Origin of the sequence: Kitasatospora sp. NBC_00458, assembly GCF_036013975.1 — a bacterium.
In the GTDB taxonomy this organism is placed as follows: domain Bacteria; phylum Actinomycetota; class Actinomycetes; order Streptomycetales; family Streptomycetaceae; genus Kitasatospora.
On sequence record NZ_CP107904.1, the window covers coordinates 5,184,248 to 5,208,949 of the forward strand.

The following is a 24,702-nucleotide window of genomic DNA, read 5'->3' on the forward strand; positions in this document are numbered from 1 at the left end:
CGGACGTGCCCCCTTGCCCGGATCGTCGGGCCCAGGGTGAACAATGGGGTCGTGACCCGAGCCTCCCTGGACAAGCAGCCGCACGAAGTCGCCGCCATGTTCGACGACGTCGCGGCCAAGTACGACCGCACCAACGACGTGCTCTCCCTCGGCCAGGCCCGTGCCTGGCGCCGGGCGGTGGCCGAGGCGGTGGCCGCCGGACCGGGGGACCTCGTACTCGACCTCGGCGCCGGCACCGGCACCTCCTCGCTGCCCTTCCTGGAGGCGGGCGCGCAGGTCGTCCCCTGCGACTTCTCGGTCGGCATGCTCGCCGAGGGCAAGCGCCGTCACCCCGAGCTGGCGCTGACGGCCGGCGACGCCACCAGGCTGCCGTTCGCCGACGACACCTTCGACTCGGTGACGATCTCCTTCGCACTGCGCAACGTCCACGAGACCGAGACGGCGCTGCGCGAGATGCACCGGGTGACCAAGCCCGGCGGCAAGCTGGTGATCTGCGAGTTCTCCACGCCGACCTGGACGCCGTTCCGGACGGTGTACACCGAGTACCTGATGCGGGCACTGCCGCCGGTCGCCACCGCGGTCAGCAGCAACCCGGACGCGTACGTCTACCTCGCCGAGTCCATCCGGGAGTGGCCCGACCAGCCCGGGTTGGCCGGGATGCTGCAGGAGGCGGGCTGGTCCAAGGTGGCCTGGCGCAACCTGACCGGCGGCATCGTGGCGCTGCACCGGGCCTACAAGGTCTGACCGTCAGGTCCGGCCGCCCGGCGCCGCGGTGCGCGGCGCTGCGGTGCCCGGCGGGGCGCGGAAGGGCCCGTCGGGCCGGGGCGGCCCGCCGGGGCCGGTGCCCCGGTGCCGACCGTGGCTCCGGCCGGCGCCCGGTCCGGAACTCGTAGACTCGTCCAAGCCCAGCCGCGCCGGCCCCCGACGGCCGGCCGACCCCAGCAGGAGTGTGCCCACCGTGTCCGAGACCGCCGTTGACCTGAGCGCAGGCGTTGTGGAGAGCACCGCGGACGTCATCGTGGTCGGCGCCGGCCCGGCCGGCTCCGCCACCGCGTACTACCTGGCCCAGGCCGGTCTGGACGTGCTGCTGCTGGAGAAGACCTCCTTCCCCCGGGAGAAGGTCTGCGGTGACGGGCTCACCCCGCGCGCCACCAAGCAGCTGGTCGACATGGGCATCGACGTGTCCACCGCGAACGGCTGGCTCCACAACAAGGGGCTGCGGATCATCGGCGGCGGCGTCCGGCTGGAGCTGGACTGGCCGGAGCTGTCGGCCTTCCCCGACTACGGGCTGGTCCGCAAGCGGGCCGACTTCGACGAGCTGCTCGCCCGTCAGGCCGAGAAGGCGGGTGCCCGGCTCTACGAGCGGTGCAACGTCAGCGGCCCTGTGCTGGACGACCGGACCGGCCGGATCGTCGGCGTCACGGCCCGCCTCGGCGACGAGAAGCGCGCGGTGACCTTCCGCGCGCCGCTGGTGGTGGCCGCCGACGGCAACTCCACCCGGCTGTCCCTCGCCATGGGTCTGCACCGCCGCGAGGACCGTCCGATGGGCGTCGCCTACCGGACGTACTTCACCTCCCCGCGCCACGACGACGACTACCTGGAGTCCTGGCTGGAGCTGTGGGACACCCGCGGCAGCGAGCGGAAGCTGCTGCCCGGCTACGGCTGGGTCTTCGGCATGGGCGACGGCACCTCCAACGTGGGCCTCGGCATCCTCAACTCCTCGCCGGCCTTCGGCGAGCTGGACTGGCGCGAGGTGCTCAAGGCCTGGTGCGCCAGCATGCCCGAGGAGTGGGGCTACACCCCCGAGAACATGACCGACCCGATCCGCGGAGCGGCCCTGCCGATGGCCTTCAACCGGCAGCCGCACTACACCCGCGGCCTGCTGCTGGTCGGCGACGCCGGCGGCATGGTCAACCCGTTCAACGGCGAAGGCATCGCCTATGCGATGGAATCCGGTCAGATCGCCGCCGGGGTCATCGTCCAGGCCCACGCCCGGGTCACCGAGGCCGGTCGCGAGCGGGCCCTCCAGGCCTACCCGCGCATCCTCAAGGACGTCTACGGCGGCTACTACACCCTCGGCCGCGCCTTCGTGAAGCTCATCGGCAACCCGAAGGTCATGCAGCTCGCCACCCAGCGCGGGCTGACCCACCCGATCCTGATGAAGTTCGTCCTCAAGATGCTGGCCAACCTCACCGACCCCCAGGGCGGCGACGCGATGGACCGCATCATCAACGGCCTCGCCAAGGTCGCGCCGAACGCCTGATCCCCCGGCGTCCCGGCGGCCCGGCGGCCCGGCGGCCCGGCGTCCCGGCGTCCCGGCCTCCCGGCGTCCCGGCCTCCCGGCCTCCCGGCCTCCCGGCCTCCCGGAGCGTGGAACTGCCGCGCCGGGGTGATGGGTGCTGGGTTCTTGGTGCCGGGCTGCCGTGCTCTCGGGTCTCAGGGTGACCCGGTGAGGGGTCGCCCGGGCCGCCGGGCGGGCAGGCCGGTCCGGCGCGGCGCGGGCCTGCCGAACGGGGGCAGGCCGCGCAGGCCCGGCAGGACCGGCTGCAGGGGCGGCTGGGTGCCTCGGCGCCGTGCGTCACCCCGCGATCAGTGCCGCTCCTCCCCGGGCCGGCGGTTGGCGGCGGACCGGTGCTCGACGTAGGCGAGGCGTTCGGCGAAGACCCGGGCGGCGTCGGGGGTGAGTGTGCGGAGCGCCACCAGGGCGGAGAAGACGACGTCGCAGAGCTCGTGCTGGACGTCCTCCCAGGTGTGGGTGACCCCCTTGCGCGGGTTCTGGCCGGTGGCGCCGATCACGGCGGCACTGACCTCGCCGACCTCCTCGGAGAGTTTGAGGATGCGGGCCAGCCGCTCCTCCTGCGGAGGGAGCGGGCTCTCCTCGTCGAGCCAGGCGACCACGTGGTCGACGCTCTCCCAGATCCTGCTGTCCATGCGGCGCTGCTCCCGTACGGTGTCGATGGCGTGGTCCACCGTACGGGAGCGGTGGCATGGGGCGGCGACGAGCCGGACCGTCGTCAGTCCTTGGCGATCCGGACGTCGCGGATCTTGACGAAGAGGTTCGGGTAGCCGTCGCCGGGGTTGTTCTGGTCGTCCTCGCCGGCGGCGGCGATCTTCTGCAGGACGTCCAGCCCCGCGGTGATCCGGCCGAACGGGGTGTAGGCGGGGGAGAGCTTGGTGTCCTTCCAGACGAAGAAGAACTGGCTGCCGTTGGTGTTGGGCCCCGCGTTGGCCATGGCCACGGTGCCGGCGGGGTAGGTGGCGCCCTCCAGGTTCTCGTCCGGGAAGGAGTAACCCGGGCCGCCGCTGCCGGTACCGGTCGGGTCGCCGCACTGCAGGACGAAGATCCGCTGGGTGGTCAGCCGGTGGCAGTGGCTGCGGTCGAAGTAGTCGTGTTCGGCGAGGAACCGGAACGAGAACGTGGTGCAGGGGGCCTTGTCGGTCAGCGCCTGGAAGGTGATCGCTCCCTGGGAGGTCTTCAGGGTCGCGCTGTAGGGCTTGGCGGCCTTCTTGGCGTCGAAGACGGGGATGCCCTTGAAGTTGTCGGCGGGGACCGCCGGGGTGTACGCGCAGGTGGCGGCGGTGCCGGCCGACCGGGTCTCCGCGACGGCGGTGCCGGTGCTCGCGGCGAGCGGCAGGACGGTGGCTGCGGCGATCAACGCCCAGTGTTTGCGCCTCACTTGACGGGCCTTCCGGTGTGTGGGGGATGACTGCATTGTCATGGCGACATCATCCACGGCGGGCTGGGGATCCGGTAGAGGGTGGAATGCCGTTGATCGTTCGGCCTCCGGTGCGCAAGGATGGCGGACCCCCGGTTCCGCCCCGGCCGGATTTCGCGTCCGGCCGTCATGGCGGTCCGCTGCTCAACCCCGGGATCCGTCCGACGTCGTGCGGGACTCTCGCCTGCCGGTTCCGTGCGCTTCGAAGAGGTCCTGCCCATGCGTGCTTCGTCGTCCGTTCTCAGAGATGCGCCGGTGCTGTTGGTGGCGGTGGTCTGGGGGTCGAGCTTCCTGGCGGTGCAGCGGGTCGCCGAGCCTGACACGGTGGTGGCCATGCTGGTGCTGAGGTTCGGCCTGGTCCTGCCGCTGCTGGGTCTGTTCGCCTGGCGGGGGCTGCGGCGGATGGGGCACGCCGAGTGGCTGGGCGGAGCGTCCCTGGGGCTGGTGCTCGGCGCGATCTTCCTCCTGGAGACGTTCGGCGCGGTGCACACCTCGGCGACCAATGCCGGTCTGATCATCAGCCTCACGATCGTCTTCACCCCGCTCGCGGAGAGCGTCCTCGCCCGGACCGCGCTGCCGCGACCCTTCCTCGCGGCGGCCGGCCTGGCCGTGGTGGGCATCGCGCTGCTCACCGGGGACGGCGGGCTGCGGACACCGTCCCCGGGCGACCTCCTGGTGCTCGGTGCAGCCGTCGTGCGGACGGTCAACGTCCTGGCCACCGCCCGCGTCCGGGCGATCCGGGAGACCGACACACTCGCCCTCACCTGGGTCCAACTCGCCACCGCGACCGTGGTCTTCTCCGTCGTCGCCCCCTTCGTCGGTCCGATGCCCTGGACGGTCGCCGCGACGTACGGGCCCGCCGAGTGGGGCTGGCTGCTGCATCTCGCGCTGCTCTGCACGCTGTTCGCGTTCTTCGTGCAGATGTGGGCCGTCCGCACCACTTCGCCCTCCAGGGTCAGCCTGCTGCTCGGTACCGAACCACTCTGGGCCGCGGTCTTCGGGATCACCCTCGCCGGCAACCACCTCGGCCCGCTCGCCCTGCTGGGCGGTGCCCTCGTCCTGGTCGCCACCGAATGGGGACGCCGTACGGCGGTGGCTTCGCCCGGGGAGGTTGCCCGCGCGCCGCGTACCGGGGCAGCGGATGCGGGTGCGGACACGGTGCCGGAGCGGGCTCCGGTCTGACCGGCGGGCGTCGCCGGGGCCGGGGTGCGGCCGTTGCGGCCGTCGGGCTTCCGGCCGAGCTCGTCATCGGCGCCCCAGGGTGCGGCGGGTGTAGGCGACGGTGACGGCTGCGACCAGCGGACCCCAGGCGACCAGCGGCAGGTAGCACAGGGTCATGATCACTCCGGAGGTGCCGTGGGGCGCCTCCGGATCGCTCATCGACGAGGCCCAGCCGCCGAACAGGCCGCTCAGGCCGATCCAGGTCAGTACGGCGGAGCCGACGGCGGCCGGGACGATCGCGGCGAGCGGGCGGACGGTCCGGCCGCCGATCAGCGGGATCCAGCGCGGCACCACCTCTCCCCAGGGGCGGACCAGTCCGAGGGTGAGGAGGGCCAGCGCCTCGCCCAGGGTGCTCAGCAGGAGGAGGTAGGCGGTACCCCAACCGGGGAGGGGGTCGAGGGCGGCGGCCAGCTCGCCGCTGAAGCCGACCGGGACGCCGAGCCCGAGGGCGATCCGCCAGAGTCCGGACGGCACGGTGGTCCAGACGGCGGCCTTCGCGGCGACCTCGGCCCAGCGCGGGGTGCCGTCGGGGCGGACGGCGCGGACGGCGCCCCGCCGGTTCGCCCCGGTCCCGGTGGTCGTGGCGGTGGCCCCGGCGGGAAGGGCGGTTGCGGTGGTCATGGTGGTCGTGGTGGCGGACATGCTGGTCGGCTCCTCTCCGGTCCGGCCCCTGCGGCCGGTCCGACGGGATCAAGACTGGCCCTCGGGGCTGGGGCTCCGTCAGTGCCGATCGGGCTGTCTTCGCTGCTGGGAACGGCCGTGCAAATGTGCCGAACGGCACAGGCGGAGCCCCCTGGTGATCCGTAGGCTTCCCGTACGAAGGGAGGCGAGTATGAGTCAGATCCTGTCTCTGGTGGTCCCGGTGGCCGTTCTGCTGGGCTGGCCGCTGCGGTCGCGGTTCGGGGCCGTGGCGTCGGCCTGTGCGCTCGGCGTGCTCGCGCTGTCGGTCACGCTCGCCGCGCGGGCCGCGGGAGGCTGGGGTGAGGAGCACCAGTGGGTCGGCGTCGTCGGGCTGGTCGAACTCGCCCTCCTGGCCGTGGTGGTGGTGGTCACGTTGCGGGCGGAGGACGGCTGGCGTTCCGCGACGGCGGCCTGGACGATCCTCGCCGCGGTGGCACTGTGGCCGGCCCGGTTCGACACCTCCGGCAATCCGGTGGAGGCGCTGACCCTGTTCGGGTTCGGGTCGATGGTCGGCCTGCCGACCGTCGTCATCGCGCTCTACCTGCGCAAGCTGGACGACACCCGGCGCCGGTCGGTGGCCGCCGCCCGCCGTGCCCAGCGGCTCGAACTCGCCCATGACCTGCACGACTTCGTGGCCCACGACGTCAGCGGGATGGTCGCGCAGGCACAGGCGGGCACGATACTGGCGGCCTCGGACCCGGCACGGGCGGCGGCACTGTTCGAGCGGATAGAGCAGGCCGGGCTGCAGGCCCTGGCCTCCCTCGACCGGACCGTTCGGCTGCTGCGCAGCGAGGACGCGGACGGTCCGGGGCGCGTCCCGCAGCCCGGCCTGGCCGAACTGGTCGAGCTCACCGAGCGGTTCGCCGAGTCGGGTGGGGTGACGGTGCGGCTGGACACGCCGGGCGGAGAGTCCGAGGTGCCCCGGGAGGTGGCGGCCACCGCCTACCGGATCGTGGTGGAGGCACTGACCAACGTCCGCCGGCATGCATCCGGTGTCCGTGTGGTCGACGTCCGGGTCCGCTACCAGGGGCCGCGGTTGGTCGTGGTGGTGCGTGACGACGGCGGTGGCGCGCCGGTACCCGGATCGCGCCGGGGCGGCAGCGGGTTGGTGGGGCTGGCGGCCCGGGTGGAGGCTCTGGGCGGGACGCTCGATTCCGGCCGGGAGGGCGACGGATGGCAGGTGACGGCGACGATGCCGCTGAGGGAACGGTGACGCGGGCACCGTACGGGGCCCGTCCCGAGGCTTCGGACGCAGGGTGTCGGGGCGCCGACGAAGGCGACAGGAACAGGACAGGGGCCGTACCGGCCGGTGGAAGGAGTGCGGACCGATGAGTATCAAGGTGCTCCTCGCCGATGACGACGAGGCGATCCGCAGTGCGTACCGGATCATCCTGGACGCCCAACCGGACATCGAGGTCGTCGGTGAGGCCGCGGACGGGGAGGCGGCCATCGGGCTGGCCCGGGGACTGCGTCCGGACGTGATCCTCGCGGACATCCGGATGCCGCGACTCGACGGCCTGGAGCTCACCCGCCGGCTGGGTGAGGACTTCCGGGTGGTCGTGGTCACCACCTTCGACCTCGACGAGTACGTGCACGAGGCGCTCCGCTCGGGTGCGGCGGGATTCCTCCTGAAGCGGTCGGGCCCGGCGCTGTTGGCGGAGGCGGTCCGGGCCGCCGTCGCGGGGGACGCGTTGATCAGCCCCCAGATCACCGTCCGACTGCTGCGGCAGCTGTCGCGAGCGGGAGAGCAGAGGTCGAGCGAGGCGGAGAAGGGGTGGGGGAGGCTGGGGCGACAGCGGAGGCAGGAGAAGCAGGAGAGAAAGGAGCCGGCGCGCGTCGGTCCGGTCGAGGAACTCACCGCGCGCGAAATGGAGATCGCGACGCTTGTCGCGGACGGTGCGACCAATGCCGAGATCGCGTCGGAGCTGTTCATCACCGCAGGTACGGTGAAGAACCACCTGGCCTCCATCCAGCGAAAACTCGGGACGCGAAACAGGGTCGGCATCGCGGCCTGGGCCTGGGAAACCGGGGCCTGAGCAGGAGATCCGGCCGCCACCACCGCACGAAACGCCCTGCGACCCGCCGCCGCCCACAACTGGTGCCGCCCGCAGTCGACCCCGCTGTGCTCCGGGCGCCCACCGCCACCACCGCCCGCAGTGGCCGAGGTCCGGTCCCCTGCGGTCGGCCGGGCCCCTCCCGCCGATCGAGCCCCCGCCGTCGCCGACCACCGTCGACCCTTCGCGCCTTCGCCCCCTCGCCGTCCGGCCGCCCGCAGTGCCGACCGCTCCCAGGGCCGTGTGCCCGGCCGCCCCCAGGGCTGCTCCCAGTCCCCGACACCTCCACCCTGACACCCGCGCCCTTGCCCTCGCCCGCGCCCCGTCCCGCCCCGAACCCCGCCCCGACACCCCAACTCCGCTCCCTGTTCGCGCGCTTGTGAACGAAGGGTCAAGCGGGCGTTCGGGAGGCCGCCACCCCTGAGGGTGAGCCGCTATAACACGTCAACATGGAGCCCAGAAATTTGCCCATCGAGTCGCATAGTTGATATAGGAGCGCAGCTCTGACCTGCCGCTTCGCAGATAAATGCGACTGGTTGTGATCATTTGACTTCTTTGTGTCGACAACTCTCGCCATGTTCACTTTCACCACCATTCGCGAGGTGGCGGAGATCACAAAGATCGTCCTGAACTGCGTGTCGCAGATCACAAGCCGACGGGCATAGGATGCGCTCGTTCCAGGCTTTGTGAACTGCCTCACATGAGGTGGATCACGGGAACTGGAACGCCGGGTTCACCACAGCGTGACCCGTCGGTTCCGATCTGCAGTCAAGGACGACTGGACGGAGGGAGCGGGGGCTATGAATGCCTACGCGCCGATCCTCGTACTCGGTGCCATCGCGGCGGCGTTCGCGGTCGGCTCCGTCGTGATGGCCTCACTGACCGGGCCCAAGCGGTACAACCGGGCCAAGTTGGAGGCGTACGAGTGCGGCATCGAGCCGACCCCGCAGCCCGTGGGCGGCGGTCGGTTCCCGATCAAGTACTACCTGACGGCGATGCTCTTCATCGTCTTCGACATCGAGATCGTCTTTCTCTATCCGTGGGCGGTGAGCTTCGACGCCCTGGGGATCTTCGGGCTGGTCGAGATGCTCCTGTTCATCGCCACCGTCTTCGTTGCGTACGCCTACGTCTGGCGGCGCGGCGGTCTGGAGTGGGACTGAGCCCGGAACGGGACTGGGTGCCGGGCGTCCGCCGGAGCTTGTGAACGAGCGGACAAGCCTGAACAGGCGGATGAACCACAGGACTTGAGGGCATTGAGAGGGATCTGATGGGAATCGAGGAGAAGCTGCCGAGCGGCTTTCTGCTCACGACCGTGGAGACGGCCGCCGGCTGGGTGCGCAAGGCGTCGCTCTTCCCGGCCACTTTCGGGCTGGCCTGCTGCGCGATCGAGATGATGACCACGGGCGCGGGCCGCTACGACCTGGCCCGGTTCGGCATGGAGGTGTTCCGGGGCTCGCCCCGGCAGGCCGATCTGATGATCGTGGCAGGCCGGGTGAGCCAGAAGATGGCCCCGGTGCTGCGCCAGGTCTACGACCAGATGGCCAATCCGAAGTGGGTCATCTCGATGGGCGTCTGTGCCTCGTCGGGCGGGATGTTCAACAACTACGCGATCGTCCAGGGTGTCGATCACATCGTTCCGGTGGACATCTACCTGCCGGGTTGTCCGCCCCGCCCGGAGATGCTGATGGACGCGATCCTGAAGCTGCACGACAAGATCCAGCACGAGCCGCTGGGCGTGAACAGGCGCCGGGCCGAGGAGCTGGGCGAGGCGCTCGCGCTGCAGGCCACCCCCGTGAGCGAGATGCGGGGGCTGCTGCGATGAGCGACCAGGTACCCGGGACCCGCCGCGAGGAGCCGCGCCGCGAGATCCCGGTCGAGGTGGTCGGCCGCCGGCAGGGCATGTTCGGCGCCCAGGACAGCGGCGACACCTCCGGCTTCGGCGGGCTGGTCGCCCCGATCGCGCTGCCGCCGGCGAGCGAGCGCCCTTACGGCGGCTGGTTCGACGAGGTGGCCGACGAGCTTGAGGGCGCGCTGGAGGAGCAGGGGCTCGACCCGGCCGAGGTGATCGAGAAGACCGTCGTCGACCGCGCCGAACTCACCTTCCACATCGCCCGCGAGCACCTGCTCCGCACCGCCCGCACGCTGCGCGACGATCCGGCGCTCCGGTTCGAGCTCTGCCTCGGCGTGAGCGGCGTGCACTACCCGGGCGACCACGGCCGCGAGCTGCACGCGGTCTACCACCTGCGCTCGATCACCCACGGCAGGCTGATCAGGCTGGAGGTCACCGCACCGGACGCCGACCCGCGCGTTCCGTCCGTGGTCAGCGTCTACCCGACCAACGACTGGCACGAGCGCGAGGCCTACGACTTCTTCGGCCTGGTCTTCGAGGACCACCCGGCGCTCACCCGGATCATGATGCCGGACGACTGGCTGGGCCACCCGCAGCGCAAGGACTACCCGCTCGGCGGCATCCCCGTCGAGTACAAGGGCGCCCAGATCCCGGCGCCCGACCAGCGGAGGTCGTACAGCTGATGAGCACCCAGCACTACGAAGAGGCGCAGGAGGCGGCGGAGGCGGCCGCCCGGGAGACCACCGAGGGCCGGGTCTTCACGGTCACCGGCGGTGACTGGGGCGAGGTGGTCGAGGCCGTCGGCCGGGCCGACGACGAGCGCATCATCGTCAACATGGGCCCCCAGCACCCGTCCACCCACGGCGTGCTGCGGCTGATCCTGGAGATCGACGGCGAGACGGTGACGGAGGCCCGCTGCGGCATCGGCTACCTCCACACCGGCATCGAGAAGAACATGGAGTTCCGCAGCTGGGTCCAGGGCACCACCTTCGTGACCCGGATGGACTACCTGACTCCGCTGTTCAACGAGACCGCCTACTGCCTGGCCGTCGAGAAGCTGCTCGGCATCACCGACGACGTCCCCGACCGGGCCACCGTCATCCGCGTCCTGATGATGGAGCTCAACCGGATCTCCTCGCACCTGGTCTGCCTGGCCACCGGCGGCATGGAGATCGGCTCCACCACGCTGATGATCTACGGCTTCCGGGACCGCGAACTGATCCTGGACGTCTTCGAGCTGGTCACCGGCCTGCGGATGAACCACGCGTACGTCCGCCCCGGCGGCCTCGCCCAGGACCTCCCGCCGGGCGCGGTGGACCAGATCCGCGAGGCCGTGAAGACCATCCGCTCCCGGATGCACGAGTACGACAAACTCGCCACCGGCAACCCGGTGTTCAAGGCGCGCCTGGTCGACGTCGGCTTCCTCGACCTGCCCGGCTGCCTGGCCCTCGGCGCCACCGGCCCGATCCTGCGCGCCACCGGTCTGCCGCACGACCTGCGCAAGACCGACCCGTACTGCGGCTACGAGGACTACGACTTCGAGGTCGCGGTCGCCGACGGCGCCGACTCGTACGGCCGCTTCCTGATCCGCCTGGAGGAGATGAAGCAGTCGCTGCGGATCGTCGAGCAGTGCCTGGACCGGCTCCGCCCCGGTCCGGTCATGGTGGCCGACAAGAAGATCGCCTGGCCGGCCCAGCTCGCCGTCGGCCCGGACGGGATGGGCAATTCGCTCGACCACATCCGGAAGATCATGGGCACCTCGATGGAGGCCCTGATCCACCACTTCAAGCTGGTCACCGAGGGGTTCCGGGTCCCGGTCGGCCAGGCGTACGCGGCGGTCGAGTCGCCGAAGGGCGAGCTCGGCGTGCACGTGGTCAGCGACGGCGGGACGCGCCCGTACCGGGTGCACTTCCGGGACCCGTCGTTCACCAATCTGCAGACGATGGCGGCGATGTGCGAGGGCGGCCAGGTGGCCGACGTGATCGTCGCGGTGGCCGGGATCGACCCGGTGATGGGAGGCGTGGACCGGTGACAGACGTCCAGTTGGGGATGCCGGCACTGCCGGCCAGGCCGTACCCCGAGGAGGTGCACGCCAGGCTGGTCGCCGACGCCGCCGAGCTGATCGGGCGCTACCCGGTGGCCCGGTCCGCACTGCTGCCGCTGCTGCACCTGGTGCAGGCCGAGGAGGGCTTCGTCAGTCCGACCGGCATCCGGTTCTGCGCCGAGCAGTTGGAGCTCACCACCGCCGAGGTCACCGCCGTCGCGACCTTCTACACCATGTACCGGCGCCGGCCGGCCGGCGAGTACCACGTCGGGGTCTGCACCAACACGCTCTGCGCGGTGCTCGGCGGCGACGAGATCTTCGCCGAGCTCCAGCAGCACCTCGGCGTCAAGAACAACGAGACCACCGAGGACGGCCGGATCTCGATCGAGCACATCGAGTGCAATGCGGCCTGCGACTACGCACCCGTGGTGATGGTCAACTGGGAGTTCTTCGACAACCAGACCCCGGAGAGCGCCAAGCAGCTGGTCGACGACCTGCGGGCGGGCCGGGAGGCCACCCCCACCCGAGGCGCCAAGCTCTGCTCCTTCAAGGACACCGCCCGCATCCTGGCCGGCTTCCCCGACGAGCGGACCGGGGCCGTCGACGAGTCCGGCGCCGGCGGCGCCCCCTCGCTGGCCGGCCTGCGGCTGGCCCGCGGCGAGGCCCTGCCCGGCACCGGCGGCACCCGCGTCGTCTCGCCCCGCCACGAAGGGACCGAAGCGTGATGACCTCCGCCGAGCCGGCCGAGAAGCTCCTCACCCCCGTGCTCTCCGCCTCCTGGGACGACAGCCGGCCCTGGACCCTTGCCACCTACCGCCGCCACGCCGGGTACGAAGGGCTGAAGGCGGCCCTCGCGATGGCACCGGACGAGGTGATCGCGCTGGTCAAGGACTCCGGCCTGCGCGGCCGCGGCGGCGCCGGGTTCCCCACCGGCATGAAGTGGCAGTTCATCCCGCAGAACGACGGCAAGCCGCACTACCTGGTGGTCAACGCGGACGAGTCCGAGCCGGGCACCTGCAAGGACATCCCGCTGCTCTTCGCCAACCCGCACTCGCTGATCGAAGGCATGATCATCGCGTCCTACGCGATCCGCTGCGACCACGCCTTCATCTACCTGCGCGGCGAGGTCGTCCCGGTGCTCCGCCGGCTGCAGGCCGCCGTCGCCGAGGCGTACGCGGCCGGGCTGCTCGGCAAGGACATCCTCGGCTCCGACCTGGACCTGGACATCACCGTCCACGCCGGCGCCGGCGCGTACATCTGCGGCGAGGAGACGGCCCTGCTCGACTCGCTGGAGGGGCGCCGCGGCCAGCCGAGGCTGCGTCCGCCGTTCCCGGCCATCGCCGGCCTCTACGCCTGCCCGACCGTGGTCAACAACGTCGAGTCGATCGCCTCGGTGCCGCCGATCCTGGCCAAGGGCAAGGAGTGGTTCAAGGGCCTGGGCACCGAGAAGTCCCCGGGCTTCACGCTCTACTCGCTCTCCGGCCACGTCACCAACCCCGGCCAGTACGAGGCCCCGCTCGGCGTGACCCTGCGCCAGCTGCTCGACATCAGCGGCGGCATCCGGTCGGGGCACCGGCTCAAGTTCTGGACCCCGGGCGGCTCGTCCACCCCGATGTTCACCGACGAGCACCTCGACGTCCCGCTCGACTACGAGGGCGTCGGCGCGGCCGGCTCGATGCTCGGCACCAAGGCACTGCAGGTCTTCGACGAGACCACCTGCGTGGTCCGGGCCGTCACCCGGTGGACGGAGTTCTACGCCCACGAGTCCTGCGGCAAGTGCACCCCCTGCCGCGAGGGCACCTACTGGCTGGTCCAGCTGCTCCGGCGGATCGAGGCCGGCGAGGGCGTCGACGGGGACCTTGAGAAGCTCCTCGACATCGCCGACAACATCAACGGCAAGTCCTTCTGCGCACTGGGGGACGGCGCGGCCAGCCCGATCGTCTCCTCGCTCCAGCACTTCCGGGCCGAGTACGAGCAGCACCTCGCGGAGCGTCGCTGCCCCTTCGACCCGGCCGCCTCCACCGTCTGGGCCGACGGCCCCCGCCCCGGCCACCAGTCCGCCACCGAAAGGGAGGTGCACGCGTGACGATCACAGAGCCATCCACCTCCAAGGCCGCGGTCGAACTGGTCACGCTCACCATCGACGGCGTCGAAGTGCAGGTCCCCAAGGGGACGTTGGTGATCCGGGCCGCCGAGCAGGTGGGCACCCAGATCCCGCGCTTCTGCGACCACCCGCTGCTCGACCCGGCCGGCGCCTGCCGCCAGTGCATCGTCGAGATCGAGGGCCAGCGCAAGCCGGTCGCCTCCTGCACCATCCCGGTGGCCGAGGGCATGGTGGTCCGGACGCAGGTCAGCTCGCCGGTCGCCGAGAAGGCGCAGCGCGGCGTGATGGAACTGCTGCTGATCAACCACCCGCTGGACTGCCCGGTCTGCGACAAGGGCGGCGAGTGCCCGCTGCAGAACCAGGCGATGGCGACCGGTGACGCCGACTCCCGCTTCGAGGGGATGAAGCGCACCTACGAGAAGCCGGTCCCGATCAGCACCCAGGTGCTCCTGGACCGCGAGCGGTGCGTGCTCTGCGCCCGCTGCACCCGCTTCTCCCAGCAGATCGCCGGCGACCCGTTCATCGACCTGGTCGAGCGCGGTGCGCTCCAGCAGGTCGGTACCGGTGAGGGCGACGACTTCGAGTCGTACTTCTCCGGCAACACCATCCAGATCTGCCCGGTCGGCGCCCTCACCTCGGCGGCCTACCGCTTCCGCTCCCGCCCGTTCGACCTGGTCTCCTCGCCGAGCGTCTGCGAGCACTGCTCGGCGGGCTGTGCCCAGCGCACCGACCACCGGCGCGGCAAGGTGCTCCGCCGGCTGGCCGGCGACGACCCGGCGGTGAACGAGGAGTGGAACTGCGACAAGGGCCGGTTCGCCTTCCGCTACGCCCAGCAGCGCGACCGGATCACCGCCCCGCTGGTGCGGCGGGACGGCGAGCTGGTCGCCGCCTCCTGGCCGGAGGCGCTGGCGAGGGCCGCCGAGGGACTGCGCGGTGCCCGCACCGGTGTCCTGACCGGCGGCCGGGTCACCGTCGAGGACGCCTACGCGTACGCCAAGTTCGCGCGCGTGGTGCTCGGCACCAACGACGTGGACTTCCGGGCCCGCCCGCACAGCGGTGAGGAGGCGGACTTCCTGGCCGCGGCCGTCGCCGGGCGCGGCGTCGACGTGGACGGCACCGGCGTCTCCTACGAGGAGCTGGAGTCGGCTCCGGGCGTGCTGCTCGCCGGTCTGGAGCCGGAGGAGGAGTCGCCGATCGTCTTCCTGCGGCTGCGCAAGGCGACCCGCAGCCACGGGCTGCGGGTGTTCTCGATCGCCACGCACGCCTCCCGGGGCCTGGGCAAGCTGCGCGGCGCGCTGCTGCCGGCCGCCCCCGGGACCGAGGCCGAGTGGCTGGCGGCGCTCGCCGCCGACGAGCCGCTCAACGACGACGCCGGCCGGGCCGCGGAGCTGCTCCGCACCCCCGGTTCGGTCATCCTGGCCGGTGAGCGGCTGTCCGCCGCCCCCGGAGCGCTCACCGCGGTGCTCCGGCTGGCGCACGCCACCGGCGCCCGGATCGCCTGGGTCCCGCGGCGGGCCGGCGAGCGCGGCGCGGTCGAGGCGGGCGCGCTGCCCGGGCTGCTGCCCGGCGGCCGCCCGGTGACCGCTCCGGCCGCCCGGGCCGAGGCCGCCGCGGCCTGGGGGGTGGTCGAACTCCCGGCCCGGCTCGGCCGGGACACCGACCAGATCCTCGCGGCCGCCGCCCACGGCGACCTGGACGCGCTGCTGGTCGGCGGTGTCGACCCGGACGACCTGCCCGACCCGGCGCTGGCCGAGGAGGCGCTGACCGCCGCCCGGTTCGTGGTGTCGCTGGAGCTGCGCCCGTCCGCGGTCACCGCGCACGCGGACGTGGTGCTGCCGGTCGCCGCGGTGGCGGAGAAGGCCGGCACCTTCCTCGACTGGGAGGGCCGGGTGCGGATGTTCGAGGCCGCGCTCAAGCCGGACCAGCAGATGGGCCGTCACCTGCACCCGGACCTGCGGGTGCTGAACATGCTCGCCGACGCGCTGGGCCACCGGCTCGGCCTGCCGGACGTCCGGTCCGCCCGGCTGGAGCTGGACCGGTTCGCGCCCTGGACCGGCGACCGCCCGGCCGCCCCGGCGGCCCACCCCGGTCTGCTGCCGCGGCCGGCCACCGGTCAGGCGGTGCTGGCCGGCTGGCGGCTGCTGCTCGACCGGGGCACCCTCCAGCAGGGCGATCCGCACCTGGCCGGCACCCGGCACCCGGCGGTCGCCAGGATCTCGCCGACCACCGCCGGGGAGCTCGGCGCCGACGGTCCGCCCGCCGCACTGCGGCTGACCGGTCCGGCCGGCTCGCTCACCCTGCCGCTGGAGATCACCAAGGAGATGCCGGACCGCACGGTCTGGATCCCGCTCAACTCCACTCCGGGCGGCGCCCACCGCGCGCTCGGCACCACCACCGGCCACCTGGTCACCATCGCCGCGGCGGAGGCCACCGAGCCCGACGAGGAGGAGAAGTGAGTCTCGCCGCACTCGACGTCTCGGCGTTCGACGCCGCCGCGTCCCTGCTCTCGTCCCACGAAGCCGCCGTGTCCGCGGCGGCGGCGCAGGACGTCGCCGCGTACGGGACGCTCGGCTTCTTCGGCCGCGACCCCTGGTGGCTGGTGCTGCTCAAGGCGGTCTTCTGCTTCGCCTTCCTGGTCGGCACGGTGCTCGTCGCGATCGTCTGGGAGCGCAAGGTGGTGGCCTGGATGCAGTTGCGCATCGGGCCCAACCGGCACGGCCCGTGGGGGCTGCTGCAGTCGCTCGCCGACGGCGTGAAGCTGGCGCTCAAGGAAGACCTGGTGGTCAAGGGCGCCGACAAGGCGGTCTACATCCTGGCCCCGATCGTCTGCGCCATCCCGGCCTTCATGGCCTTCGCGGTGATCCCGTTCGGTCCGGCCGGCGACGAGGTGTCGATCTTCGGCACCCGGACGCCGCTCCAGCTGACCGACTTCCCGGTGGCCCTGCTCTACATCCTGGCGACCGCCTCGGTCGGCATCTACGGCATCGTGCTGGCCGGCTGGTCCTCGGGCTCGACCTACCCGCTGCTCGGCGGGATCCGCTCCTCCGCGCAGATGATCAGCTACGAGATCGCGATGGGCCTGTCGTTCGCGGCGGTGTTCATCTACTCGGGCTCGATGTCCACCTCGGAGATCGTCTCCTCGCAGCAACCGACCTGGTTCGCGGTCCTGCTGCCGGTGTCGTTCATCGTCTACATCATCGCGATGGTCGGGGAGACCAACCGGGCGCCGTTCGACCTCCCGGAGGCCGAGGGCGAGCTGGTCGGCGGCTTCAACACCGAGTACTCCTCGCTGAAGTTCGCGATGTTCATGCTGGCCGAGTACGTCAACATGGTCACCGTCTCGGCGGTGGCCTCCACCCTGTTCCTCGGCGGCTGGCGGGCCCCCTGGCCGGTCTCCACCTTCTGGGAGGGCGCCAACCACGGCTGGTGGCCGATGCTCTGGATCATCCTCAAGATCCAGCTGCTGCTCTTCTTCTTCATCTGGCTGCGCGGCACCCTTCCCCGGCTCCGCTACGACCAGTTCATGAAGCTCGGCTGGAAGGTGCTGATCCCGGTCTCGCTGGTCTGGCTGGTGATGGTGGCCAGCGTCCGGGCACTGCGCAACGAGGGCTACGAGTTCGGCCAGGTGGTGCTCTACGTCGGGGCCCCGGTGGGTGTCCTCCTGCTGCTCGGTCTGGTCCGGGACATCGTGAAGCGCAAGCCGGAGGACGAAGCGGCCGCCCCGGAGCCCGAGTTCGACCCGATGGCGGGCGGGTACCCGGTGCCGCCGCTGCCCGGGCAGCAGCTTCCGCCGGTCCCGCGCCGGCCCAGCCGCGCCCCGAAGCAACTCCAGGACGCCCTCAACGGGGCCGACCATTCCGAAGGGAGCTGAACCGAGATGTCGTCCGACCAGAACGCCCGGGCCGACCGGCCCGAGCCGACCGAGAAGCCGTCCGTCCTCGGGCCGGCCGCCGGCTTCGGCGTGACCTTCAAGGCCATGTTCAAGAAGCGGCTCACCGAGCAGTACCCGGAGCAGAAGAAGCCCACCGCTCCGCGCTTCCACGGCCGCCACCAGCTGAACCGGCACCCGGACGGCCTGGAGAAGTGCGTCGGCTGCGAGCTCTGCGCCTGGGCCTGCCCGGCCGACGCGATCTACGTCGAGGGCGCCGACAACCGGGAGGACGAGCGCTACTCGCCCGGTGAGCGGTACGGCGCGGTGTACCAGATCAACTACGCCCGCTGCATCCTCTGCGGCCTCTGCATCGAGGCCTGTCCGACCCGCGCGCTCACCATGACCAACGAGTACGAGCTGGCGGACTCCTCCCGCGCCGACCTCATCTTCACCAAGGAGCAGCTGCTGGTCGGCCTCTCCGAGGGCATGGTCGACAGCCCGCACTCGATCTTCCCGGGCGCCGACGAGGGCGCGTACTACCGGGGCGAGATCACCGCGGCGGCGCCCGGGACGGTCCAGCAGGAGCGCACCGACCGGGAGAAGGAGGAGCTGTCGTGACCGCCGCCCCCGCCGCCCTCGCCGCCGTCACCGGCGCGACCTCCACCGGTGAGGCCGTCCAGTTCTGGGTCCTCGCGGTGATCGCCGTCGGCGGCGCGCTCGGCATGCTGCTGATGAAGAAGGCCGTGCACAGCGCGCTCTGCCTGGCCGCCACCATGCTCGCCCTGGCGGTCTGTTACATGGCCCAGGGCGCGGTGTTCCTGGGCGTGGTGCAGATCGTCGTCTACACCGGCGCGATCATGATGCTGTTCCTCTTCGTGGTGATGCTGGTCGGCGTGACCAGCGCGGACTCGCTGAAGGAGCAGCTGAAGGGCCAGCGGTTCGCCGCGGTGTTCTGCGGCCTCGGCTTCGGGGTGCTGCTGCTCGCCGGGATCGCCAACGCCAGGCTGGACACCTTCACGGGCCTCGGCGAGGCCAATGCCGAGGGCAATGTCCAGGGGCTGGCCAGGCTGATCTTCACCAAGTACGTCTGGGCCTTCGAGGTCACCGGCGCACTGCTGATCACCGCCGCGATCGGTGCCATGGTGCTGACCCACCGCGAGCACGTGAAGCCCCCGAAGACCCAGCGCGAGCTGGCCGACCAGCGCGTGCGGGACAACATCCAGCTCCCGCCGAAGCCCGCGCCCGGCGTCTACGCCCGGCACAACGCGGTGGACGTCCCGGCGCTGCTGCCGGACGGCACCATCGCCGAGGACTCGGTGATGGCGACCCTCCGCGAGCGCGGCCAGATCCGCGACGTCAGCCACGAGATGCTGGCCCGGATGGCCGAGCTGGAGGCCGCCACCGCGGACTGGCTGGGACGCCCGTCGTCCGAGCGCCCGCCGGTGACCGGCCCCCGCAAGGAGCTGGAGCACCCGGAGGGCCGGCGCAAGACCCTCGAACCGGTGCCGAACGGCCACCAGGCACCCGACCACGACGAGGAGGGGGCGGAGTGAATCCGGTCAACTACCTCTATCTCTCCGCCCTGTTGTTCACCATCGGCGCCTCCGGCGTACTGATCCGGCGGAACGCGATCGTCCTGTTCATGTGCGTCGAGCTGATGCTCAACGCCTCCAACCTGGCGCTGGTCACCTTCTCCCGGCTGCACGGCAACCTGGACGGCCAGATCATCGCGTTCTTCACCATGGTGGTCGCGGCGGCCGAGGTCGTGGTCGGCCTCGCCATCATCGTCTCCATCTTCCGGACCAGGCATTCCGCTTCGGTCGACGACAGCAACCTCATGAAGCTGTAGGCGGAGGGCCTTCGGTGAACTCTCTCATTCCGCTTCTGGTCGCGGCCCCGCTGGCCGGCGCCGCCCTGCTGCTGCTCGGCGGCCGGGTGTTCGACCGGTTCGGCCACTGGCTGGCCACCGCGCTCGCCGCGCTCTCCTTCGGCTTCGGCGTCGTCCTCTTCTCGGACATGCTGGGCCGGGAGGCCGAGGACCGCACGCTCACGGAGAACCTGTTCAGCTGGATCCCGGTGAACGGCTTCCAGGCCGACATCGCGTTCCAGCTCGACCAGCTCTCGATGACCTTCGTCCTGCTGATCACCGGCGTCGGCACCCTGATCCACCTCTACTCGGTGGGCTACATGGCGCACGACGAGCGCCGGCGCCGCTTCTTCGCCTACCTGAACCTCTTCCTGTCGGCGATGCTGCTGCTGGTGACCGCCGACAACTACCTCCTGCTGTACTTCGGCTGGGAGGGCGTCGGCCTCGCCTCCTACCTGCTGATCGGCTTCTGGCAGCACAAGCCGAGCGCCGCCACGGCCGCGAAGAAGGCCTTCATCGTCAACCGCGTCGGTGACATGGGCCTCTCGATCGCGATCATGCTGATGTTCGTCGAGTTCGGCTCCTTCACCTTCGAGCCGGTCTTCGGCGCGGCGGACCAGGCGAGCGAGGGCAAGCTGACCGCGATCGGCCTGATGCTGCTGCTCGCGGCCTGCGGCAAGTCCGCCCAGGTGCCGCTGCAGTCGTGGCTCGGGGACGCCATGGAGGGTCCGACCCCGGTCTCGGCCCTGATCCACGCGGCCACCATGGTGACCGCCGGCGTCTACCTGATCACCCGTTCCGGGGCGATCTTCAACCTGGCGCCGGACGCCCAGACCGCCGTGGTGGTGGTCGGGACGGTCACCCTGCTGTTCGGTGCGGTCGTCGGTTGCGCCAAGGACGACATCAAGAAGGCGCTGGCCGGCTCGACCATGTCGCAGATCGGCTACATGATCCTCGCGGCCGGCCTCGGCCCGATCGGCTACGCCTTCGCGATCATGCACCTGGTGACCCACGGCTTCTTCAAGGCCGGGCTCTTCCTCGGCGCCGGGTCGGTCATGCACGGCATGAACGACGAGGTGAACATGCGTCACTACGGCGGCCTGCGGAAGTTCATGCCGGTCACCTTCGTGACGTTCGGCCTCGGCTACCTGGCGATCATCGGGTTCCCCGGCCTCTCCGGGTTCTTCTCCAAGGACAAGATCATCGAAGCGGCCTTCGCCAAGGGCGGCACCGAGGGCTGGATCCTCGGCTTCTGCACCCTCCTCGGCGCCGCCGTCACCGCGTTCTACATGACCCGGGTGATGATCCTGACCTTCTTCGGGGAGCGCCGCTGGCAGCCGGACGCCGAGGGCAACGACCCGCACCCGCACGAGTCGCCGAAGACCATGACCGCGCCGATGATCGTGCTGGCCTTCGGCTCGGTCTTCGCCGGCGCGATCTTCGCCTACAACAGCTCCTTCGTCACCTGGCTGGAGCCGGTCACCGGCCACGCCCACGGCGACTCGCCGCTCGGCGAACTCACCGTCACCCTGCTCACCACCGCCTGCATGGTGGTCGGCGTCACCGTCTCGTACCTGATGTACGGGCGCTCCGCCGTCCCGGTGCTGCCGCCGTACGGGTCCCCGCTCACCCGGGCCGCCCGCCGGGACCTCCTCCAGGACGACTTCAACCACGCGGTCCTGGTGCGTCCCGGTTCGGCGCTCACCGCGGCGCTGGTCTACTTCGACAGCCGCGGCCTGGACGGCTTCGTCAACGGCCTGGCCGCCACCATCGGCGGCATCTCCAGCAGGCTGCGCCGGATCCAGAACGGCTACGTCCGGTCGTACGCGCTCTCCATGTTCGGCGGCACGCTGGTGCTGGTCGCCACGACTCTCCTGATGAGGTCCGTCTGATGGATTGGGATTACACGCACCGTCGGGAGGTCCGGCCATGAGCGCCCTGCTCACCGCCACGTGCGCCGTCCCGGCGGCAGGCGCGGTGCTGACCGCCGCCCTGCCCGCCGGGTCCACCGACGCCAGGCGGCGGACCACCAAGACCGTCGCGCTGGCCGTCTCCGTCGTCACCCTGGCGCTGGCCGCCGCGGTGACCGCGCGGTTCGACCCGGACGGCGCGCGCTACCAGCTGACCGAGTCGTACAGCTGGATCCGCTCCTTCGGCATCACCTTCTCGCTCGGCGTGGACGGCATCGGCGCGGTCCTGGCCCTGCTCACCGCGGTCCTGGTGCCGATCGTGATGCTCGCCTCCTGGCACGACGCCGACCCGGCGCCCGCGGCCCCGGACGGCACCTTCGAGAACAGGCGGCGCACCCAGGGCTTCTTCGCCCTGATCCTGGCGGTGGAGGCGATGGTCGTCGTCTCCTTCTACGCCACCGACGTCTTCCTGTTCTACGTCTTCTTCGAAGCCATGCTGATCCCGATGTACTTCCTGATCGGCGGCTTCGGCGACCGGGCCGGCGGCCCCGAGTCCGCCCGCCAGCGCTCCTACGCGGCGGTCAAGTTCCTGCTGTACAACCTGCTCGGCGGCCTGGTCATGCTGGCCGCGGTGATCGGGCTGTACGTGATCGCGCAGGAGCAGGGCTTCGGCACCTTCGACCTGCGGACCCTGACCGGCGCGATCGCCGACGGCCGGCTGGAGATCGGCGGGACGGCCGAGAAGGCGCTGTTCCTGGGCTTCTTCTTCGCCTTCGCGGTGAAGGCCCCGCTCTGGCCGCTGCACACCTGGCTGCCGAACGCGATGGGCGAGTCCACCGCCGGGACGGCCGTCCTGATCACCGCGGTGGTGGACAAGGTCGGCACCTTCGCGATGCTCCGCTTCTGCCTCGGGCTCTTCCCGGACGCCTCGAAGACCTTCGCCCCGGCGATCCTGGTCCTCTCGGTGATCGGGATCGTCTACGGCGCGCTGCTGGCGATCGGTCAGAAGGACATCAAGCGGCTGGTCGCCTACGCCTCGATCTCGCACTTCGGCTTCATCATCATGGGCATCTTCGCGCTGACCAGCCAGGGTCAGAGCGGGGCCACCCTCTACATGGTCAACCACGGGATCTCCACCGCCGCGTGGATGCTGGTGGCCGGCTTCCTGATCTCCCGCCGCGGTTCGCGCCTGATCGCCGACTACGGCGGCGTCCAGACGGTCGCCCCGGTGCTCGCCGGGACCTTCCTGATCGGCGGACTGGCCACCCTCTCGCTGCCGGGACTCGCGCCCTTCGTCAGCGAGTTCCTCGTCCTGGTGGGCACCTTCACCCGGTACCCGGCGGTCGGCATCGTCGCCACCTTCGGCATCGTGCTCGCCGCGCTGTACGCCCTGCTGCTCTACCAGCGCACCATGACCGGCCCGGTCAAGGACGGGGTGCGCGGCATGCACGACCTCAAGGTGCGCGAGCTCGCGGTCGTCACACCGCTGATCGCCCTGACCATCCTGCTCGGTGTCTACCCGAAGCCGCTCACCGACATCGTCAACCCGGCGGTGGACGCGACCCTCTCGCAGGTCCACGAGACCGACCCGGCGCCGGCCCACCCGGTCGCCGCCGACAACGGAACGCCGGGCGACGGGTCCGCCCGCTCAGGAGGTGAGCACAAGTGAGCACCACCGGATGGCTCGCCGCCGCGGGCGGCAACACCCAGAGCATCCCCGCGCCGCATGTCGAGTACGGCCAGCTCTCGCCGATGCTCGTGGTGTTCGGCGCCGCCGTGGCCGGCATCCTGCTGGAGGCCTTCCTGCCCCGCCGGTACCGGCACTGGGCCCAGGTCGTCCTCGCCCTGGTCGGCCTCGCCGGCGCGTTCACCGCCGTGGTGGTGCTCGCCTCGCAGGGCTACGGCTCCACCAAGTTCGACCTGCTCGCGATGGGCGCGGTGGCGCTGGACGGCCCGGCGCTCTTCCTGCAGGGCGTGATCCTGCTGGTCGCGGTGGTCGCGGTGCTGACCTACGCCGAGCGCGGCCTCGAACCCAAGGCCGGGGGGGAGCCGGCCGACGCCTTCGCCTCCCAGGCCGCCGCCACGCCCGGCGGCGAGCAGGAGCGCTCCGCGATCCGGGCCGGCTTCACCACCAGCGAGGTCTTCCCGCTCACCATGTTCGCGGTCGGCGGGATGCTGCTCTTCCCCGCCGCCAACGACCTGCTGACCATGTTCGTCGCGCTGGAGGTCTTCTCCCTCCCGCTGTACCTGCTCTGCGCGCTGGCCCGGCGCCGCCGGCTGCTCTCCCAGGAGGCGGCGGTCAAGTACTTCCTGCTCGGCGCCTTCGCCTCGGCGTTCTTCCTGTTCGGCACCGCGCTGCTGTACGGGTTCGCGGGCAGCGTGCGGCTCGGCGAGATCTCGGACGTCATCTCCGGCAAGGCACTGGCCACCCCGGCACTGCTCTCCACCACGCAGAACGACGCGCTGCTGCTGGTCGGCCTGGCGCTGCTGGCGGTCGGCCTGCTCTTCAAGGTCGGCGCGGTGCCGTTCCACTCCTGGACCCCGGACGTCTACCAGGGCGCGCCGACCCCGGTCACCGGCTTCATGGCGGCCGCGACCAAGGTGGCCGCGTTCGGCGCGGTGCTGCGGCTGTTCTACGTGGCCTTCCCCGCGCTGCGGCTGGACTGGCGGCCGGTGATGTGGGGGGTCGCGATCCTCACCATGGTGGTCGGCGCGGTCCTGGCCGTCACCCAGCAGGACGTCAAGCGGCTGCTCGCCTACTCCTCGATCGCGCACGCCGGGTTCATCCTCACCGGGGTGATCGCCACCAACAAGCAGGGCCTGAGCTCGGTGCTGTTCTACCTGCTGGCGTACTCCTTCGTGACGCTCGGCGCCTTCGCGGTGGTCACCCTGGTGCGCGACTCCAAGGGGGAGGCGACCCACCTGTCCAGCTGGGCCGGCCTGGGCCGGCGCTCCCCGCTGGTCGCGGCGGTCTTCGCGCTCTTCCTGCTGGCCTTCGCGGGCATCCCGTTGACGTCCGGCTTCACCGGGAAGTTCGCGGTCTTCCAGGCCGCGGCGGCCGGCGGGGCGACCCCGCTGGTGATCGTCGGTGTGCTCAGCTCGGCGGTGGCGGCGTTCTTCTACATCAGGGTCATCGTGCTGATGTTCTTCTCGGACCCGCAGCCGGGCGGTCCGACCGTCGCGATCCCGAGCGCCTTCACGGCCGCCGCGATCGGCATCGGGGTCCTCGCCACGCTCGTCCTCGGACTGCTTCCGCAGTACTTCCTGGACCTGGCGTCGAAGGCCTCGATCTTCGTCGGCTGAGCGGCCGCCGAACGCCCACCGCCCGTCCGGGCCGCGCCCCTTGCGCGCGGCCCGGACGTGTCGCGTCGGCATCCCCGCTGGC

General features: G+C 71.3%; 22 protein-coding genes. 19 read left to right on the top strand and 3 right to left on the bottom strand.

Annotation, left to right across the window (positions count from 1 at the left end):
- The first annotated feature begins 51 nt into the window (after positions 1 to 51).
- Together OG550_RS21610 and OG550_RS21615 are read left to right on the top strand one after the other, a co-directional pair.
- On the top strand, positions 52 to 744 hold the full coding sequence (locus OG550_RS21610) for a demethylmenaquinone methyltransferase (protein ID WP_327679984.1): 693 nt from the start codon (positions 52 to 54) through the stop codon (positions 742 to 744).
- 235 nt (positions 745 to 979) lie between these two features.
- Positions 980 to 2,263, top strand: coding sequence for a geranylgeranyl reductase family protein (locus OG550_RS21615; RefSeq protein WP_327684031.1), 1,284 nt, complete (start codon positions 980 to 982; stop codon positions 2,261 to 2,263).
- A 326-nt stretch (positions 2,264 to 2,589) separates the two neighbouring features.
- Here OG550_RS21615 and OG550_RS21620 read toward each other — a convergent pair whose 3' ends face one another.
- Together OG550_RS21620 and OG550_RS21625 are read right to left on the bottom strand one after the other, a co-directional pair.
- Positions 2,590 to 2,931: a MazG-like family protein gene (locus tag OG550_RS21620; RefSeq protein ID WP_327679986.1), complete on the bottom strand. Its 342-nt coding sequence runs from the start codon at positions 2,929 to 2,931 to the stop codon at positions 2,590 to 2,592.
- Between the two features lie 83 nt (positions 2,932 to 3,014).
- On the bottom strand, positions 3,015 to 3,656 hold the full coding sequence (locus OG550_RS21625; RefSeq protein WP_327679988.1) for a peptidylprolyl isomerase: 642 nt from the start codon (positions 3,654 to 3,656) through the stop codon (positions 3,015 to 3,017).
- Positions 3,657 to 3,935: 279 nt separating this feature from the next.
- Between OG550_RS21625 and OG550_RS21630 the strand changes: the two genes are divergently transcribed.
- Positions 3,936 to 4,898: a DMT family transporter gene (locus OG550_RS21630; protein ID WP_327684032.1), complete on the top strand. Its 963-nt coding sequence runs from the start codon at positions 3,936 to 3,938 to the stop codon at positions 4,896 to 4,898.
- Between the two features lie 63 nt (positions 4,899 to 4,961).
- Here OG550_RS21630 and OG550_RS21635 read toward each other — a convergent pair whose 3' ends face one another.
- Positions 4,962 to 5,579 carry a hypothetical protein gene (locus OG550_RS21635; RefSeq protein ID WP_327679990.1) on the bottom strand — a complete coding sequence of 206 codons (618 nt, stop codon included), beginning with the start codon at positions 5,577 to 5,579 and terminating at the stop codon, positions 4,962 to 4,964.
- Positions 5,580 to 5,769: 190 nt separating this feature from the next.
- Between OG550_RS21635 and OG550_RS21640 the strand changes: the two genes are divergently transcribed.
- The 16 genes from OG550_RS21640 (at position 5,770) to nuoN (ending at position 24,620) form a co-directional block, all read left to right on the top strand.
- Complete coding sequence (locus OG550_RS21640; protein ID WP_327679992.1) at positions 5,770 to 6,831, top strand: sensor histidine kinase; 1,062 nt, start codon at positions 5,770 to 5,772, stop codon at positions 6,829 to 6,831.
- Between the two features lie 115 nt (positions 6,832 to 6,946).
- A complete protein-coding gene (locus tag OG550_RS21645; protein WP_327679993.1) occupies positions 6,947 to 7,654 on the top strand; it encodes a response regulator transcription factor in 708 nt (235 codons plus the stop codon).
- A gap of 818 nt (positions 7,655 to 8,472) precedes the next feature.
- A complete protein-coding gene (locus tag OG550_RS21650; protein WP_014137597.1) occupies positions 8,473 to 8,832 on the top strand; it encodes an NADH-quinone oxidoreductase subunit A in 360 nt (119 codons plus the stop codon).
- Positions 8,833 to 8,939: 107 nt separating this feature from the next.
- On the top strand, positions 8,940 to 9,494 hold the full coding sequence (locus OG550_RS21655; RefSeq protein ID WP_327679995.1) for a NuoB/complex I 20 kDa subunit family protein: 555 nt from the start codon (positions 8,940 to 8,942) through the stop codon (positions 9,492 to 9,494).
- Entirely contained in the window at positions 9,491 to 10,204 is a 714-nt protein-coding gene (locus OG550_RS21660; protein WP_327679997.1) for an NADH-quinone oxidoreductase subunit C, read from the top strand. The genes OG550_RS21655 and OG550_RS21660 overlap by 4 nt, the downstream gene beginning before the upstream one ends.
- The gene (locus OG550_RS21665; protein WP_327679999.1) at positions 10,204 to 11,553 is read left to right on the top strand and encodes an NADH-quinone oxidoreductase subunit D; all 1,350 of its coding nucleotides are present in this window, start codon (positions 10,204 to 10,206) and stop codon (positions 11,551 to 11,553) included. Before OG550_RS21660 ends, OG550_RS21665 begins: the two co-directional genes overlap by 1 nt.
- The gene (nuoE, locus tag OG550_RS21670) at positions 11,550 to 12,290 is read left to right on the top strand and encodes an NADH-quinone oxidoreductase subunit NuoE (RefSeq protein WP_327680001.1); all 741 of its coding nucleotides are present in this window, start codon (positions 11,550 to 11,552) and stop codon (positions 12,288 to 12,290) included. Before OG550_RS21665 ends, nuoE begins: the two co-directional genes overlap by 4 nt.
- Complete coding sequence (gene nuoF / locus OG550_RS21675) at positions 12,290 to 13,651, top strand: NADH-quinone oxidoreductase subunit NuoF (protein WP_327680003.1); 1,362 nt, start codon at positions 12,290 to 12,292, stop codon at positions 13,649 to 13,651. The genes nuoE and nuoF overlap by 1 nt, the downstream gene beginning before the upstream one ends.
- Positions 13,648 to 16,125 (top strand): NADH-quinone oxidoreductase subunit G, encoded by a 2,478-nt coding sequence (locus OG550_RS21680; RefSeq protein ID WP_327680005.1) that lies wholly within the window; start codon positions 13,648 to 13,650, stop codon positions 16,123 to 16,125. The genes nuoF and OG550_RS21680 overlap by 4 nt, the downstream gene beginning before the upstream one ends.
- 68 nt (positions 16,126 to 16,193) lie before the next feature.
- Positions 16,194 to 17,540, top strand: a complete 1,347-nt coding sequence (nuoH, locus tag OG550_RS21685) for an NADH-quinone oxidoreductase subunit NuoH (protein ID WP_327684034.1) — start codon at positions 16,194 to 16,196, stop codon at positions 17,538 to 17,540.
- 6 nt (positions 17,541 to 17,546) lie between these two features.
- Positions 17,547 to 18,158, top strand: coding sequence for an NADH-quinone oxidoreductase subunit NuoI (gene nuoI / locus OG550_RS21690; protein ID WP_327680007.1), 612 nt, complete (start codon positions 17,547 to 17,549; stop codon positions 18,156 to 18,158).
- Positions 18,155 to 19,093, top strand: a complete 939-nt coding sequence (locus tag OG550_RS21695; protein ID WP_327680009.1) for an NADH-quinone oxidoreductase subunit J — start codon at positions 18,155 to 18,157, stop codon at positions 19,091 to 19,093. The genes nuoI and OG550_RS21695 overlap by 4 nt, the downstream gene beginning before the upstream one ends.
- Entirely contained in the window at positions 19,090 to 19,389 is a 300-nt protein-coding gene (gene nuoK, locus OG550_RS21700; protein WP_209412994.1) for an NADH-quinone oxidoreductase subunit NuoK, read from the top strand. Before OG550_RS21695 ends, nuoK begins: the two co-directional genes overlap by 4 nt.
- 14 nt (positions 19,390 to 19,403) lie before the next feature.
- A complete protein-coding gene (gene nuoL, locus OG550_RS21705; RefSeq protein ID WP_327680012.1) occupies positions 19,404 to 21,299 on the top strand; it encodes an NADH-quinone oxidoreductase subunit L in 1,896 nt (631 codons plus the stop codon).
- A gap of 37 nt (positions 21,300 to 21,336) precedes the next feature.
- Positions 21,337 to 22,986, top strand: a complete 1,650-nt coding sequence (locus tag OG550_RS21710) for an NADH-quinone oxidoreductase subunit M (RefSeq protein ID WP_327680014.1) — start codon at positions 21,337 to 21,339, stop codon at positions 22,984 to 22,986.
- The gene (nuoN, locus tag OG550_RS21715; RefSeq protein ID WP_327680016.1) at positions 22,983 to 24,620 is read left to right on the top strand and encodes an NADH-quinone oxidoreductase subunit NuoN; all 1,638 of its coding nucleotides are present in this window, start codon (positions 22,983 to 22,985) and stop codon (positions 24,618 to 24,620) included. Before OG550_RS21710 ends, nuoN begins: the two co-directional genes overlap by 4 nt.
- Positions 24,621 to 24,702: the final 82 nt, after the last annotated feature.